At 40.0% G+C, this 12903-nt stretch carries 14 protein-coding genes; 4 read left to right on the top strand and 10 right to left on the bottom strand.

Features of this window, described 5'->3' with window-relative positions; translation table 11 throughout:
• Positions 1-24 precede the first annotated feature (24 nt).
• A complete protein-coding gene (gene metG, locus O3658_RS09075; protein WP_371561013.1) occupies positions 25-2022 on the bottom strand; it encodes a methionine--tRNA ligase in 1998 nt (665 codons plus the stop codon).
• A gap of 216 nt (positions 2023-2238) precedes the next feature.
• Between metG and O3658_RS09080 the strand changes: the two genes are divergently transcribed.
• Positions 2239-3552: an ISL3 family transposase gene (locus O3658_RS09080; RefSeq protein WP_371561015.1), complete on the top strand. Its 1314-nt coding sequence runs from the start codon at positions 2239-2241 to the stop codon at positions 3550-3552.
• 132 nt (positions 3553-3684) lie between these two features.
• Here the strand turns inward: O3658_RS09080 and O3658_RS09085 are convergent, their stop codons facing one another.
• The 3 genes from O3658_RS09085 to O3658_RS09095 are packed head-to-tail and all read right to left on the bottom strand — an operon-like array spanning position 3685 to position 6818.
• On the bottom strand, positions 3685-4944 hold the full coding sequence (locus tag O3658_RS09085; RefSeq protein ID WP_371561017.1) for an ABC transporter permease: 1260 nt from the start codon (positions 4942-4944) through the stop codon (positions 3685-3687).
• A 1-nt stretch (position 4945) separates the two neighbouring features.
• Positions 4946-5647: an ABC transporter ATP-binding protein gene (locus tag O3658_RS09090; protein WP_045763774.1), complete on the bottom strand. Its 702-nt coding sequence runs from the start codon at positions 5645-5647 to the stop codon at positions 4946-4948.
• A complete protein-coding gene (locus tag O3658_RS09095; RefSeq protein ID WP_371561020.1) occupies positions 5631-6818 on the bottom strand; it encodes an efflux RND transporter periplasmic adaptor subunit in 1188 nt (395 codons plus the stop codon). The genes O3658_RS09090 and O3658_RS09095 overlap by 17 nt, the downstream gene beginning before the upstream one ends.
• A gap of 239 nt (positions 6819-7057) precedes the next feature.
• Here O3658_RS09095 and gor point away from each other — a divergent pair, with 239 nt between their 5' ends.
• Positions 7058-8404, top strand: coding sequence for a glutathione-disulfide reductase (gene gor / locus O3658_RS09100; protein ID WP_371561022.1), 1347 nt, complete (start codon positions 7058-7060; stop codon positions 8402-8404).
• A 336-nt stretch (positions 8405-8740) separates the two neighbouring features.
• On the top strand, positions 8741-9280 hold the full coding sequence (locus O3658_RS09105) for a biotin transporter BioY (protein WP_371561024.1): 540 nt from the start codon (positions 8741-8743) through the stop codon (positions 9278-9280).
• 57 nt (positions 9281-9337) lie between these two features.
• On the opposite strand, the gene O3658_RS09110 is transcribed toward O3658_RS09105, so the two are convergent.
• Entirely contained in the window at positions 9338-9553 is a 216-nt protein-coding gene (locus O3658_RS09110) for a YdbC family protein (RefSeq protein WP_000807425.1), read from the bottom strand.
• Positions 9554-9651: 98 nt separating this feature from the next.
• Here O3658_RS09110 and O3658_RS09115 point away from each other — a divergent pair, with 98 nt between their 5' ends.
• On the top strand, positions 9652-9972 hold the full coding sequence (locus O3658_RS09115) for a hypothetical protein (protein WP_371561027.1): 321 nt from the start codon (positions 9652-9654) through the stop codon (positions 9970-9972).
• Positions 9973-10002: 30 nt separating this feature from the next.
• Here O3658_RS09115 and O3658_RS09120 read toward each other — a convergent pair whose 3' ends face one another.
• From O3658_RS09120 to O3658_RS09140, 5 genes are all read right to left on the bottom strand, one after another.
• On the bottom strand, positions 10003-10341 hold the full coding sequence (locus O3658_RS09120) for an ATP cone domain-containing protein (RefSeq protein WP_001196044.1): 339 nt from the start codon (positions 10339-10341) through the stop codon (positions 10003-10005).
• 12 nt (positions 10342-10353) lie between these two features.
• Positions 10354-11073, bottom strand: a complete 720-nt coding sequence (gene trmD, locus O3658_RS09125) for a tRNA (guanosine(37)-N1)-methyltransferase TrmD (RefSeq protein WP_371561029.1) — start codon at positions 11071-11073, stop codon at positions 10354-10356.
• On the bottom strand, positions 11063-11581 hold the full coding sequence (rimM, locus tag O3658_RS09130; protein WP_371561031.1) for a ribosome maturation factor RimM: 519 nt from the start codon (positions 11579-11581) through the stop codon (positions 11063-11065). The genes trmD and rimM overlap by 11 nt, the downstream gene beginning before the upstream one ends.
• Before the next feature lie 76 nt (positions 11582-11657).
• Positions 11658-12440, bottom strand: coding sequence for an alpha/beta fold hydrolase (locus O3658_RS09135; RefSeq protein ID WP_371561033.1), 783 nt, complete (start codon positions 12438-12440; stop codon positions 11658-11660).
• 94 nt (positions 12441-12534) lie between these two features.
• Positions 12535-12870, bottom strand: a complete 336-nt coding sequence (locus tag O3658_RS09140; RefSeq protein ID WP_000654200.1) for a MazG nucleotide pyrophosphohydrolase domain-containing protein — start codon at positions 12868-12870, stop codon at positions 12535-12537.
• Positions 12871-12903 lie beyond the last annotated feature (33 nt).

Below are 12903 nucleotides of genomic sequence, written 5' to 3' on the forward strand. Positions count from 1 at the left end.
AGCATGAACTAGTCCTGTCTATTTTTACCCAATCACACTTCCGTTTGGTACAGCTGGATCAACTGTGAGAAGGGTTAATTTGCCATCATGCTCAGCTGAGAGAATCATCCCTTGGCTGACATATTTTTTCATCATTTTACGTGGTTTGAGGTTGGCAACGATTTGGACTTTCTTGCCGACCAATTCTTGTTCGTTTGGATAATATTTTGCAATACCAGAAAGGATTTGACGATCTTCACCATCTCCAGCATCCAAGCGGAATTGAAGCAACTTATCAGAACCTTCTACTTTAGAAACTTCTTTGACTTCTGCGACACGTATTTCAACCTTATCGAAGTCTTCAAACTTGATTTCTTCCTTGTTTAGTTTGAGTTCGACTTCATCTGGATTCCATTCTTTTTCGACGGCTGGCTTGTTGCCTTCCATTTGTTCCTTGATATAGGCGATTTCTTCTTCCATATCGAGACGTGGGAAGATTGGTGTTCCTTTGGCCACTACAGTCACACCTGTAGGGAAATCAGCCAAGCTCAAGTTTTCAAGGCTAGAAACTTCTGCTAGACCAAGTTGTGTCAAGACTGCACGACTGGTTTCCATCATAAATGGCTCAATCAAGTGAGCTACGACACGAAGGCTAGCTGCCAAGTGGCTCATCACACTTGCCAATTGGTCACGGTGCGCTTCGTCCTTAGCCAGTACCCATGGAGCTGTCTCATCGATGTATTTATTAGTACGTGAGATGAGAGTCCAGACTGCTTCAAGTGCACGTGGATAGTCAACTGCTTCCATGTAGGTATTGTAGTCAGCGATTGATTGTTCTGACACTTGAGCAAGTTCATTGTCAAAGTCTGTTACACCTTCTACATAGGCAGGAATTTGACCATCAAAGTACTTGTTAATCATTGAAACCGTACGGTTGAGGAGGTTTCCGAGGTCATTTGCTAATTCATAGTTGATACGCCCTACATAGTCCTCTGGAGTGAAGGTTCCGTCTGAACCAACTGGAAGGCTACGCATGAGGTAGTAACGAAGTGGATCGAGACCATAGCGCTCTACCAGCATTTCAGGATAAACGACATTCCCTTTAGACTTAGACATCTTACCGTCTTTCATGACAAACCAACCATGGGCAATCAAGCGGTCAGGTAATTTAACATCCAACATCATAAGAAGGATTGGCCAGTAGATGGAGTGGAAACGAAGGATGTCTTTCCCAACCATATGGAAGACTGTTCCATTCCAGAACTTATCAAAGTTACCATGTTCATCTTGACCATAACCAAGAGCTGTCGCATAGTTAAGAAGGGCATCGATCCAAACGTAGACAACGTGTTTTGGATTTGATAGGACTGGTACACCCCAGGTAAAGGTTGTACGAGATACTGCTAAGTCTTCCAAACCTGGCTCAATGAAGTTACGCAGCATTTCATTCAGACGACCATCAGGAGTGATGAAGTCAGGATGTGATTTGAAAAATTCGACCAAGCGGTCTTGGTATTTGCTGAGGCGAAGGAAATAAGACTCTTCTGAAACCCATTCAACCTCGTGACCTGATGGAGCGATACCGCCAGTTACATTTCCAGCTTCGTCACGGAAAACTTCTGCAAGCTGGCTTTCTGTAAAGAATTCCTCATCTGATACTGAATACCAACCAGAGTATTCTCCCAAGTAGATGTCATCTTGAGCAAGCAAGCGTTCAAAGACCTGTGCGACAACTTTTTCATGGTAGTCATCAGTTGTACGGATAAATTTATCGTATGAGATATCTAGTAATTGCCATAGTTCTTTAACTCCAACTACCATTCCATCAACATAGGCTTGAGGCGTGATGCCAGCTTCTTCTGCTTTTTGCTGGATTTTTTGACCATGTTCATCAAGACCAGTCAAATAAAAGACATCGTAGCCCATAAGGCGTTTGTAACGAGCTAGGACATCACAAGCGATGGTAGTGTAGGCAGAACCGATATGAAGTTTACCAGATGGATAGTAAATCGGCGTTGTAATATAAAAATTCTTTTCAGACATAATATTTCCTTTCCAGGCTAATGAAACCTGTTTTTCTAACACTTCATTATATCATATTTTGATGATTTTCGATAAGGAAATCCATACAAAAACGGCTCTATAATATTTGTAGTGGGTAAATCCCCTATGGATCTTATGGAGCCTATTTTTGTGTAGAAAAAAAGTCCCATAAGATCTATAATGAAAAGCGACCAAACCATCATTAGAAAGAATCATATGGAACAATTACATTTTATCACAAAACTACTCGATATTAAAGACCCTAATATCCAGATTCTAGATGTCATCAATTGGAATACACACAAGGAAATCGTCGCTAAACTGGACTATGACGCCCCGTCTTGCCCTGAGTGCGGATGTCAAATGAAGAAATATGATTTTCAAAAACCGTCGAAAATTCCTTACCTCGAAACGACTGGTATGCCTACCAGAATTCTTCTTAAAAAGCGTCATTTTAAGTGCTATCATTGCTCGAAAATGATAGTCGCTGAAACCTCTATCGTTAAGAAGAATCATCAAATTCCTCGTATTATCAACCAAAAGATTGCGCAAAAGTTGATTGAGAAGACTTCTATGACCGATATTGCTCATCAGCTGGCCATTTCAACTTCAACTGTCATTCGTAAGCTCAATGACTTTCACTTTAAGCATGATTTTTCTTGTCTTCCAGAGATTATGTCTTGGGACGAGTATGCCTTTACCAAAGGAAAGATGAGTTTTATCGCACAAGACTTTGATCAGCTCAATATCATTACTGTTCTTGAGGGAAGAACACAAGCTACCATCCGCAATCACTTTCTTCGCTACGATAGAGCGGTCCGATGTCGTGTGAAAATCATTACTATGGATATGTTTAGTCCTTACTATAACTTGGCTAAACAGCTTTTTCCTAATGCAAAAATTGTACTTGATCGTTTCCACATTGTTCAGCACTTAAGCCGAGCTATAAGTCGAGTTCGTGTTCAAATTATGAACCAATTCGATAGAAAATCCCATCAATACAAGGCCATCAAGCGCTATTGGAAACTCATCCAACAAGATAGCCGTAAACTGAGTGATAAACGTTTTTATCGCCCTACTTTTCGCATGCACTTAACGAATAAAGAGATTCTAGACAAGCTTTTGAGCTATTCAGAAGACTTGAAACACCACTATAATCTCTATCAGCTCTTGCTTTTTCACTTTCAGAACAAGGAGCCAGACAAATTTTTCGGACTTATTGAGGACAATCTGAAGCAGGTTCATCCTCTTTTTCAGACTGTCTTTAAGACATTTCTCAAGGACAAAGAGAAAATTGTCAACGCCCTTCAATTGCCCTATTCCAACGCTAAATTGGAAGCGACTAATAATCTCATTAAACTCATCAAACGAAATGCTTTTGGTTTTAGGAACTTTGACAACTTTGAGAAACGAATTTTCATCGCTCTGAATATAAAAATGGAGAGGACAACGATTGTCCTCTCCAGATGTTATAGTAGATTGAATCTAGAACAGTACACTACAACTGCTAAAAATATTTCTAGAAATTAGTTTGACTTTCCTAATCTCTCTGTTCGCATCTTATTTCAATCCACTATAGCTTTTATTCAACCCACTACAGTTGACAAAGAGCCACAAAAACAAGATAGACAAGTGTCCATCTTGTTTTTCCTGTTGATTATCTTATTCATAGCGAAGTGCTTCAATCGGATCAAGTTTAGAAGCTTTATTGGCTGGTAAAACACCAAATATCATACCGATACCAGCTGAGACAGCTAAACTAAAGAGAGCGATTGGGATGGATACGCCAACTTCGATTCCTGCAATCATGTTTTGAAGAAGGACACCTGCAAGCATAGTCACCCCTGCAGCCAGCACAAGACCGATGACCCCTCCTAACAAGGTTAGAATCATGGATTCAATCAAGAACTGAACCAGAATATTACCCCGAGTTGCTCCTAGTGCTTTCCGTAGACCAATCTCGCGGGTACGCTCTGTCACTGAAACGAGCATAATGTTCATAACACCAGTACCACCGACAAAAAGGGAAATCCCTGCAATGGCACTAATAATCGTTGTTATGAAGCCAAAGAGTTGTTGAACTTCTTGGAAGGCAGCAGACGCATCTGCAACTTGATATTCCCCTTGTTGAAGACCTGCAATCTCTGTCATTCTTCTTGCCAACTCTGGTCCCAAAGTCTGGGTTAAGCTCGTATCGTTAACACGGAAGACAATATTTGAAATCTCATCAGTGTTAAAATTAGCTGCTAAGGAAATATTGGTCGTGATTGGTAGTCCTCCGACTCCAAAGGATTTGACTGCCTTGGCTTCTTTACTTGCATAAACACCAATAACACGGTAACTAATTTCGTTTACTTCAATAATCTGATTAAGCGCATCTTTTGCTGAACCAAAAAGGCTATTGGCTAGTTCTTCATCTAGGATGATCACACTTGCAAAATCTTTATAATCTTGCGCTCTAAGACCACGACCTGCAATGATTTCATTTTCGACCGCATCCATATAGGTGACATTCCCACCCGTCATGTTAGCGTGTTCGACCTTTTTATCCTTATAAGTCAAGGTCACATTGGCTGAGTTGGTCACATAGTAGCTATCCACTCCCTTGAGCTTAGCAGCTTCCTTGACCCATGCTTCTTGAGGTTTTGGTGGTTCAACAAAATCTTCTTCTCGACCACCAGACAAGGTCAATGCAGATTGTTTTTGTGTAAAGGAACCGTCCTTACTCTTTGTAGGTGAGAAAAAGACATGGATATCTTTCTGGGACTTGGTCATATTTTTATTGACCTGACGAGACATGGAATCACCTAAGGCCATAATCACGACAACGGAGGATACACCGATGATAATTCCGATCATGGTCAAGAAGGACCGCATCTTGTGGGCCATAATGGATGAAAAGGCAAATTTCAGATTCTGCATCTTAGTTTTCCTCCTTTTCTACTAGACCACTATCAGACGAAATGACACCATCTCGGATGACGATTTGACGTTTCGCATAGGCGGCAATTTCAGGCTCATGCGTAACCATGATAATGGTTTTTCCTTCTTTGTTTAATTCAACTAAAAGCTGCATAATCTGATTTCCAGTTTTAGTATCTAAGGCTCCAGTAGGTTCATCTGCCAAGATAATCGAAGGGTTATTGACCAATGCACGCGCAATGGCAACCCTTTGCTTCTGACCACCTGACAACTCCGAAGGTAAATGATGGCTACGCTCTGTCAGTTCAACCTTTTCCAGATACTCTTCTGCTAATTTACGCCGTTTTGAAGCTGAAACTCCAGCATAAATCAAGGGCAGTTCTACGTTTTGAAGAGCATTGAGCTTGGACAAGAGAAAGAATTGTTGAAAGACGAAGCCGATTTCCTGATTTCGAACCTTGGCTAATTGTTTTTCACCTAAACCAGCTACTTCTTTTCCATCTAGAAAATACTGACCACTTGTAGGTGTATCTAACATACCGATGGTATTCATGAGGGTGGACTTACCAGAACCTGATGGTCCCATGATTGCTACGAATTCTCCCTCATGAACTTCTAGGTTAATATTCTTGAGGACTAGTAGTTCTTGATCACCATTGCGATAGCTACGACAGATATTTTTGAGGCTAATTAGTTGCTTCATCAGTCTTCACCTCTTTTCCTTCTTGCAAGGAAGCTGTCGGATTACTGATGACTTTTGCTCCATCTGTCAGACCAGATGTGATTTCTTGATTTTCTGCATCTGCATTGCCCAATCCAACTTCAACTTTTTTGGCCTTTTGATTTTCATCAAGGATCCAAACATAGTTTTTATCTTCTTCCATGACTACGCTGGTGATCGGAACAATCAATGCTTTGCTAGTGCTTTTCACTTCAACACTGACTGTAAAGCCCTGTTTCAAATCACCGATTTCGCTAGTTACATCGACTGTATATGGATATTTAGAACCTGTGTTTGAAGCAGCTAAGCTACTACTTGCTTCACTGTTATTTTTTGGATAATTTGAAATATAGCTAATCTTACCATTCCAAGTTTTATCTGGGTAAACCTTGGAAGTAAAAGTGACTTCTTGGCCTACAGATAGATTGGCAAGGTTGTACTCAGAAAGCTCTCCCTTGACCTGCAAGTTATCGTTACTTACGATATGAACCAAAACTTGACTATTTCCTGTTGGAGATTTTGAAACGTTACGATTCACTTCAACAACTGTTCCCTCCACCGTACTCAATACTGTAGCAGCATTCAACTGGGCTTGAGCTTTTTCGAGTTGCGCTTCTGCATCTGCACGCACATCACGAGCATCGCTGATTTGAGAATCAATAGCAGCTGTGGCAGAACCGGATAACTGAGCTGGCGCTTGTCCAGTTGCTCCTTCTAGACCTGCTTGCGGAAGGTTAGGTGTTGCTGCGGCGGTATTTCGAGACTCATTCAGTTCATTGATATGACGGTCAGCTTTAGCAACTGCACGACTGGCAGCATCATAGGCAGCCTGGGCTTCTGTGCTACTATACTTGACTAAGGCCTGGCCCTCGCTTACCTTATCACCAACTGAAACTAGAACCTCATCCAAATCTCCCTTGCTGCCATCAAAATAAACATATTGTTCTTTTTGAGCAGTTACTGTACCTGATAAAAGAACTGAAGATGCCACAGACCCCTCTTTGGCAAGGACTATCTTAGCAGTTTCATCTTTTGCTGCATCTTGATTTGGTTGTCTCAATAGAAGAACAGCTGCTGCTCCCACTACAAGTACTGACGCCACTCCAATAGCAGTAAATAAAGGCCATTTCTTAGCTTTTGACTTTCTTTTCATAGCAATACCCCTTTTATAAATATATATATTAAGATTATAGCACATATCCTAAAAATGGACAATTTATTTCTCACTATCCAAAAACATTTGCTAAATCTTTTGTTGTTGTATTAGTTATATAATACACTTTCTTTTTTATTTTTGCAAGCATTTTCTTAAAAATTTTAAACGTAGCAGATTTTTGCATTGACCTCCAAAAAAAGATAGAATATGACTAGAAAACAACAAAGGAGCTTTCTATGAGAGAATACGATATTATCGCCATTGGAGGAGGTAGCGGGGGTATTGCTACCATGAATCGTGCTGGTGAACATGGTGCTAAAGCGGCAGTTATTGAGGAAAAGAAATTAGGTGGAACCTGTGTCAATATTGGCTGCGTTCCTAAGAAAATCATGTGGTATGGAGCTCAAATCGCAGAGAGCATCCACAAATATGGACCTGACTATGGTTTTACAAGTACTGGCAATGAATTTGATTATGCAAGGCTTCGTAAAAATCGTGAAGCCTATATTGATCGTGCTCGCTCTTCTTATGGTGGAAGCTTTAAGCGTAACGGAGTTGATTTGATTGAAGGTCGCGCCGAGTTCGTTGATGCTCATACAGTCAGCGTCAATGGTGAGTTAATCCGTGCTAAGCACATCGTGATTGCAACTGGGGCACATCCTCATATTCCTGCCATTCCTGGTGCTGAACTAGGTGGTAGTTCTGATGATGTCTTTGCTTGGGAAGAGTTACCTGAATCTGTAGCCATTCTTGGGGCAGGTTACATTGCTGTCGAATTGGCTGGCGTGCTCCATACCCTTGGTGTGCAGACAGATTTATTCGTCCGTCGCGAGCGTCCGCTCCGTGGATTTGATAGTTATATTGTTGAGAGTCTAGTTCAAGAAATGGCCAACACTGGATTAAACCTCCACACCCATAAGGTTCCTGCTAAACTTGAAGAAACTGAACAAGGCATTACCATTCATTTCGAAGATGGTAGTACTCATACTGCTAGTCAAGTTATCTGGGCAACTGGTCGCCGTCCAAATGTTGAAGGACTTCAACTCGAAAAAGCTGGTGTTACCCTCAATGAACGTGGCTTCATCCAAGTTGACGAATACCAAAACACAGCCGTTGATGGTATCTACGCCCTTGGCGATGTGACAGGTGAAAAAGAACTGACTCCTGTTGCTATCAAGGCTGGACGTACCCTATCCGAAAGACTTTTCAATGGAAAAACCAATGCCAAAATGGACTACACGACTATTCCAACTGTTGTCTTTTCACACCCAGCTATTGGAACTGTCGGTCTAACTGAGGAAGAAGCTATCAAACAGTACGGCCAAGAAAACATTAAAGTCTATACTTCAAAATTTGCTTCTATGTATTCTGCAGTTACTAGTCACCGTCAAGAAGCACGCTTCAAGCTCGTTACAGCTGGTGAGGACAAAAAGGTCGTTGGCCTTCATGGTATCGGCTATGGCGTCGATGAAATGATTCAAGGTTTTGCAGTAGCAATCAAGATGGGCGCTACAAAAGCAGACTTTGATGCTACTGTCGCTATCCATCCAACTGGCTCAGAAGAATTTGTCACTATGCGTTAATACAAAAAGAGCCCATCACGGTCACTCAGATTGAAGAAAAAGTCTATTTTGGACCATTTTCTTCAATCTTTTTCTTTTACTAGAGCAAATTTAGGAACTCATAAAAATAGCATTCCATCAATATTTCTAAATGTTTACACAATATGATAGCCAAGCTCCATAAGGTTACTCTTTTTATGACTGACATGATTTATCCGTGTTCTGAAAAATCTCTTGGTCTCCGGTTCTCTCTAAATCGGCCGTTACAAATTTGTAACCTTTATTTTTAAAACAGGTTGACAATCATCTCCTTTCCAGTATAATAGTTACTATAAATTACGAAAGAGGTTAACTATTATGAAAAAAGCACATATTTACGCTATTCCAGCTATTGGGTCTGCTCTGATTGCAGTATTAGCCCAAATCAGTATCCCAATTGGACCTGTACCATTTACTCTGCAAAACTTTGCTATCGGACTCATCGCTACTGTTTTTCTTCCTAGGGAAGCTGTTCTCTCTGTTGGAATCTATCTCTTACTGGGTGCCATTGGTCTTCCTGTCTTTGCTGGTGGAGGAGCTGGTTTCCATGTTTTAGTAGGACCAAGCGCTGGTTATCTTTGGTTTGACCTAGTCTATGCAGGACTTGCATCTTATCTAACACACACAAATAGTGGTGTTGTACGTATTTTCCTAGCCAATCTCTTGGGTGATTCACTTGTTTTTGTCGGTGGTATCCTCAGCCTACACTTCCTCGCTGGTATGCCTTTTGATAAGGCACTGGCTGTCGGTGTCATTCCCTTTATCATTCCTGATCTTGCAAAAATTATTGCCATTAGCTTTATCGGACGACCACTCCTTCAACGTCTTAGTAATCAACCCTACTTTTCACATAAATAAAGAAAGGAGGTCGGGAATTTTCTCCCAACCTCCTTTCGTCTGTTTTTATATGATTGCTTATTGATTTTTGAAGGCATCGACCATCACTTGAAACTCCTCGTTTGAGAGGGTGATTCCTTTCCCCATCTTAGTGTGGTCTGGACTCCAAGCACGAATGTCAAACTTTGCTGGTGCTCCGTTAAAGCTAACACGATTGATTTCCTTGGTCCAACCTTTTTCATTCTCTGAGAGTGTAAGTAGGTGTTCTTCGATTTCAAATGTAAATTCTGCCATTGTATTCTCCTTTTGATTGTCTTCACTTGATTATTCGTAAAATCTTGTAGATTTTCTTAAAATTGTATATAATAATGATAAAAAGAAGGGAGGCTCCGATGAAAGATTTATTTAAACACATTCAACAAAAGTTCCAAAGCTTTCTCGACGGGCGAGAAGAACCAGATCATTCCAAAGCCGACTCCCTGACAAGTGCCATTAAAGAGGCGCTCCTAAAAAAAACTGCTGTCCACATTATTTTTTCAGATACGAGTTTTACAGGGGATATCATCAAATATGATACAGACCGCCAGCAAATTATCGTTAAAAATTTTGCAAAAAATGTGACCCGCATTATTCGAATACCAGATATTCAGAAAGTGAGTTTTGTTCCCTCAACTGTCCAAACTGCCCAAAAAAATCGATTTAAGAAAGAGTGAGATGAGTTTACTTCATCTCACTCTTTTCTATTAACGAATTTGTTCAAAATGAAGGTGAACAGCAATGTGTTCTCCGTAACCACTTCTCTCTAAATCACGTTGCAAACGGTAAGAGATATAGTGTTCAGCTATGGTAATGTAGCCTGCGCCAAGCAAGCGATGCTCAACCATTGATTGAATCATGCTGATTGTCGCACGCTCCACTTTTGCCTCTTCTAGATCTAAGACAACCTTCTTAGTTACCTGAGCTAGATTTTGACGTAAATCATCGGTCAAAACATAAACTGTTTGAGCAGCTTTGAGAATGGCTTGATAGATTTTATCTGGATCAAAGTCGGCAACTTGTCCATCACGTTTAATGACTTGCATAGGCTTCTCCTTTTAATTTGTATTTTCTTTAATGTCTGCTAACATTTTGGCTTCTTCTGCTGTTAATTCGTAATGTTCCAACAAATCTGGTCTACGTTCATAAGTTTTTTTGAGACTTTCATAGAGACGCCATTGACGAATCTTCTCATGATGCCCACTCATAAGCACTTCTGGAACCACCATGCCACGATAGTCATAAGGACGTGTGTACTGAGGGTATTCAAGAAGGCCTGATGAAAAGCTATCATCTTGGTGACTGGTTTCCTTCCCAATTACTTCTGGTATCAAGCGAACCGTCGCATCAATCATGGTCATTGCTGCCAGTTCTCCACCAGTTAGAACATAATCACCAAGAGAAATCTCATCTGTTACCAAGGTCTTAATGCGTTCATCATAGCCCTCGTAGTGACCACAGATAAAGATGAGTTCTTCTTCTTGGGCTAAATCTTCAGCATAGGCTTGATCAAACTGCTTACCTGCAGGATCCAAAAGAATCACGCGCGGATTATGCTTTTGAATAGCGTCAAAGGCATCAAAGATTGGCTGCGCACGTAGCAACATCCCTTGACCCCCGCCATATGGCTCATCATCCACATGACGGGCCTTTTCAGCATATTCACGAAAATTATGATACTGGATATCTAAAAGCCCTTTTTCACGGGCCTTTCCAACGATAGAATGTTCTAGAGGCGAGAACATCTCTGGAAAGAGGGTTAAAATATCAATCTTCATCGTCTAACCCTTCTAAGAGTTCTACATCCACACGATTATTAGGAATATCTACATTAAGGACAACCGGTGGGATATATGGTAAAAGCAGATCCCGTTTTCCCTTACGCTTAACTACCCAGACATCATTGGCACCTGGTTGAAGGATTTCCTTAATAGTTCCAATCAAGTTATCACCCTCGTAGACCTCTAGTCCAATAATCTCGTGATAGTAAAATTCACCCTCATCCAGGTCATTCAGGTTTTCTTCTGCAACCTTCAAACTGTAGCCCTTGTATTTTTCGATATCATTGATGTGATACATATCCTTAAATTTGATGATATCAAAGTTTTTATGCTTACGGTGACTTGCGATAGTCACTGTTCTAACAAATTGATCCTTCTCATCAAATAAGGCTAGCTCTGCACCTTTTTTAAAGCGTTCTTCCGAAAAATCCGTCACAGATAAGACTCTCATCTCACCTTGCAAACCTTGTGTATTGACGATTTTTCCAACGTTAAAATAGTTCATTTGATCTCCTGTAATTTCCTTATCTCCATTTTCTTCTTACAATTTTTTAATAATATCTACAATTTTTTAATAATATCTACAATTTTTTAATAATATCTACAATTTTTTCTGATTCAGACCACTGTAAATAATGATGACTTCCACCTAGAATAAGTCTAGTCTTAGAAGTCCAATATTCTGATTCTCTGTACTCTTTTTCTCTATAAGCCTGACAAAAAATAAATACAGGGATACGATCTGTTATTGACACATCCTCAAAATCTTCCTTGGTGATCTCAACAGATACCTGAAAGCCCGGAACTTGAGATTCCAACTCTGAGCCTTTTTCTTGCATTAATTCCCATATCTTTTTATTAATTTCAGGGCTAAAGGTGGTTTGAGTTAAGTTCTTAAAATAAAGTTCAGGACCGAATTCTTCAATCAGTCTCATTTGCTTTTCCATTTCTGGATAAGGATTCTTTGAAAAATCAGCAAACATTACTTTTTTAGTTGTCGGTTCAATCGCCACTAAAGCTTGACAATTAAAATCTTTGTTCATCAATTTGCAAGCTAAGATTCCACTCAAGCTATGAACACAAAGTACATAATCAGAAATATTTAGTTTTTTAAGAATTTCATAAACTGCATCTACAAGATTGTCCAGATTTTTTCCAGCTAGGTTCTGAATCGAACTCCTACCTGTGTTTGGAAAATCAATTGTCAAATAACCAATTGTGGGAAGAAGTTTTTCAAGTATAAGTGAAAAATTTTCATAACTTGGTATCAAACCTGCTCCATTTAGACAAACAAGCATTTTCTTTTGCTTTTGATAAGTAACAGAGAGACTACCGATTTCTGTAGATACTTCAAACCTCTTCATAAAGAAATCCACTCATTCTATATAATGAATTATTAAAAATCCTTATCCTTTATTTTATCACGTTCTAGGTATTTTCACAAGTTGGAGAAAAAAGCTAGTTCTGACCTTCCGCTTCTAAATATCCCTCCAAATCTCGTTCATGGTGATACTTGATGGCAGCTTTCTTATCTTTTTCAAAAATGGTCTTGGTTAGATCAATATCGTTGATAGCTGCGATTGCAACCGTATAATGAATAATATCAGCAAGTTCTTTAGCAAGTTCCTCATTTGAGTCCTGAACTCCCTCTTTTCGTCCAGAACGTCCATTTAAAACCTCGGCTACTTCACCAACTTCCTCTACTAGCTTGATAAAAAGACCTTCCTCTGTACGAGATTGCTGGTAATGTTCTAGCAAATAGGCTTGTAGTTGTCTAACTGTTAAATCCTTCATATCCTACTCCTAGCAAAAAAAGCGAGACTTCCG

It is taken from the genome of Streptococcus sp. 27098_8_69 (assembly GCF_041432445.1).
GTDB lineage: Bacteria > Bacillota > Bacilli > Lactobacillales > Streptococcaceae > Streptococcus.

Bases quoted from the DNA above. Each gene is read 5' to 3' on its own strand.
- metG (WP_371561013.1), bottom strand. From the start codon at position 2,022: ATGTCTGAAAAGAATTTTTATATTACAACGCCGATTTACTATCCATCT.
- O3658_RS09080 (WP_371561015.1), top strand. From the start codon at position 2,239: ATGGAACAATTACATTTTATCACAAAACTACTCGATATTAAAGACCCT.
- O3658_RS09085 (WP_371561017.1), bottom strand. From the start codon at position 4,944: ATGCAGAATCTGAAATTTGCCTTTTCATCCATTATGGCCCACAAGATG.
- O3658_RS09090 (WP_045763774.1), bottom strand. From the start codon at position 5,647: ATGAAGCAACTAATTAGCCTCAAAAATATCTGTCGTAGCTATCGCAAT.
- O3658_RS09095 (WP_371561020.1), bottom strand. From the start codon at position 6,818: ATGAAAAGAAAGTCAAAAGCTAAGAAATGGCCTTTATTTACTGCTATT.
- gor (WP_371561022.1), top strand. From the start codon at position 7,058: ATGAGAGAATACGATATTATCGCCATTGGAGGAGGTAGCGGGGGTATT.
- O3658_RS09105 (WP_371561024.1), top strand. From the start codon at position 8,741: ATGAAAAAAGCACATATTTACGCTATTCCAGCTATTGGGTCTGCTCTG.
- O3658_RS09110 (WP_000807425.1), bottom strand. From the start codon at position 9,553: ATGGCAGAATTTACATTTGAAATCGAAGAACACCTACTTACACTCTCA.
- O3658_RS09115 (WP_371561027.1), top strand. From the start codon at position 9,652: ATGAAAGATTTATTTAAACACATTCAACAAAAGTTCCAAAGCTTTCTC.
- O3658_RS09120 (WP_001196044.1), bottom strand. From the start codon at position 10,341: ATGCAAGTCATTAAACGTGATGGACAAGTTGCCGACTTTGATCCAGAT.
- trmD (WP_371561029.1), bottom strand. From the start codon at position 11,073: ATGAAGATTGATATTTTAACCCTCTTTCCAGAGATGTTCTCGCCTCTA.
- rimM (WP_371561031.1), bottom strand. From the start codon at position 11,581: ATGAACTATTTTAACGTTGGAAAAATCGTCAATACACAAGGTTTGCAA.
- O3658_RS09135 (WP_371561033.1), bottom strand. From the start codon at position 12,440: ATGAAGAGGTTTGAAGTATCTACAGAAATCGGTAGTCTCTCTGTTACT.
- O3658_RS09140 (WP_000654200.1), bottom strand. From the start codon at position 12,870: ATGAAGGATTTAACAGTTAGACAACTACAAGCCTATTTGCTAGAACAT.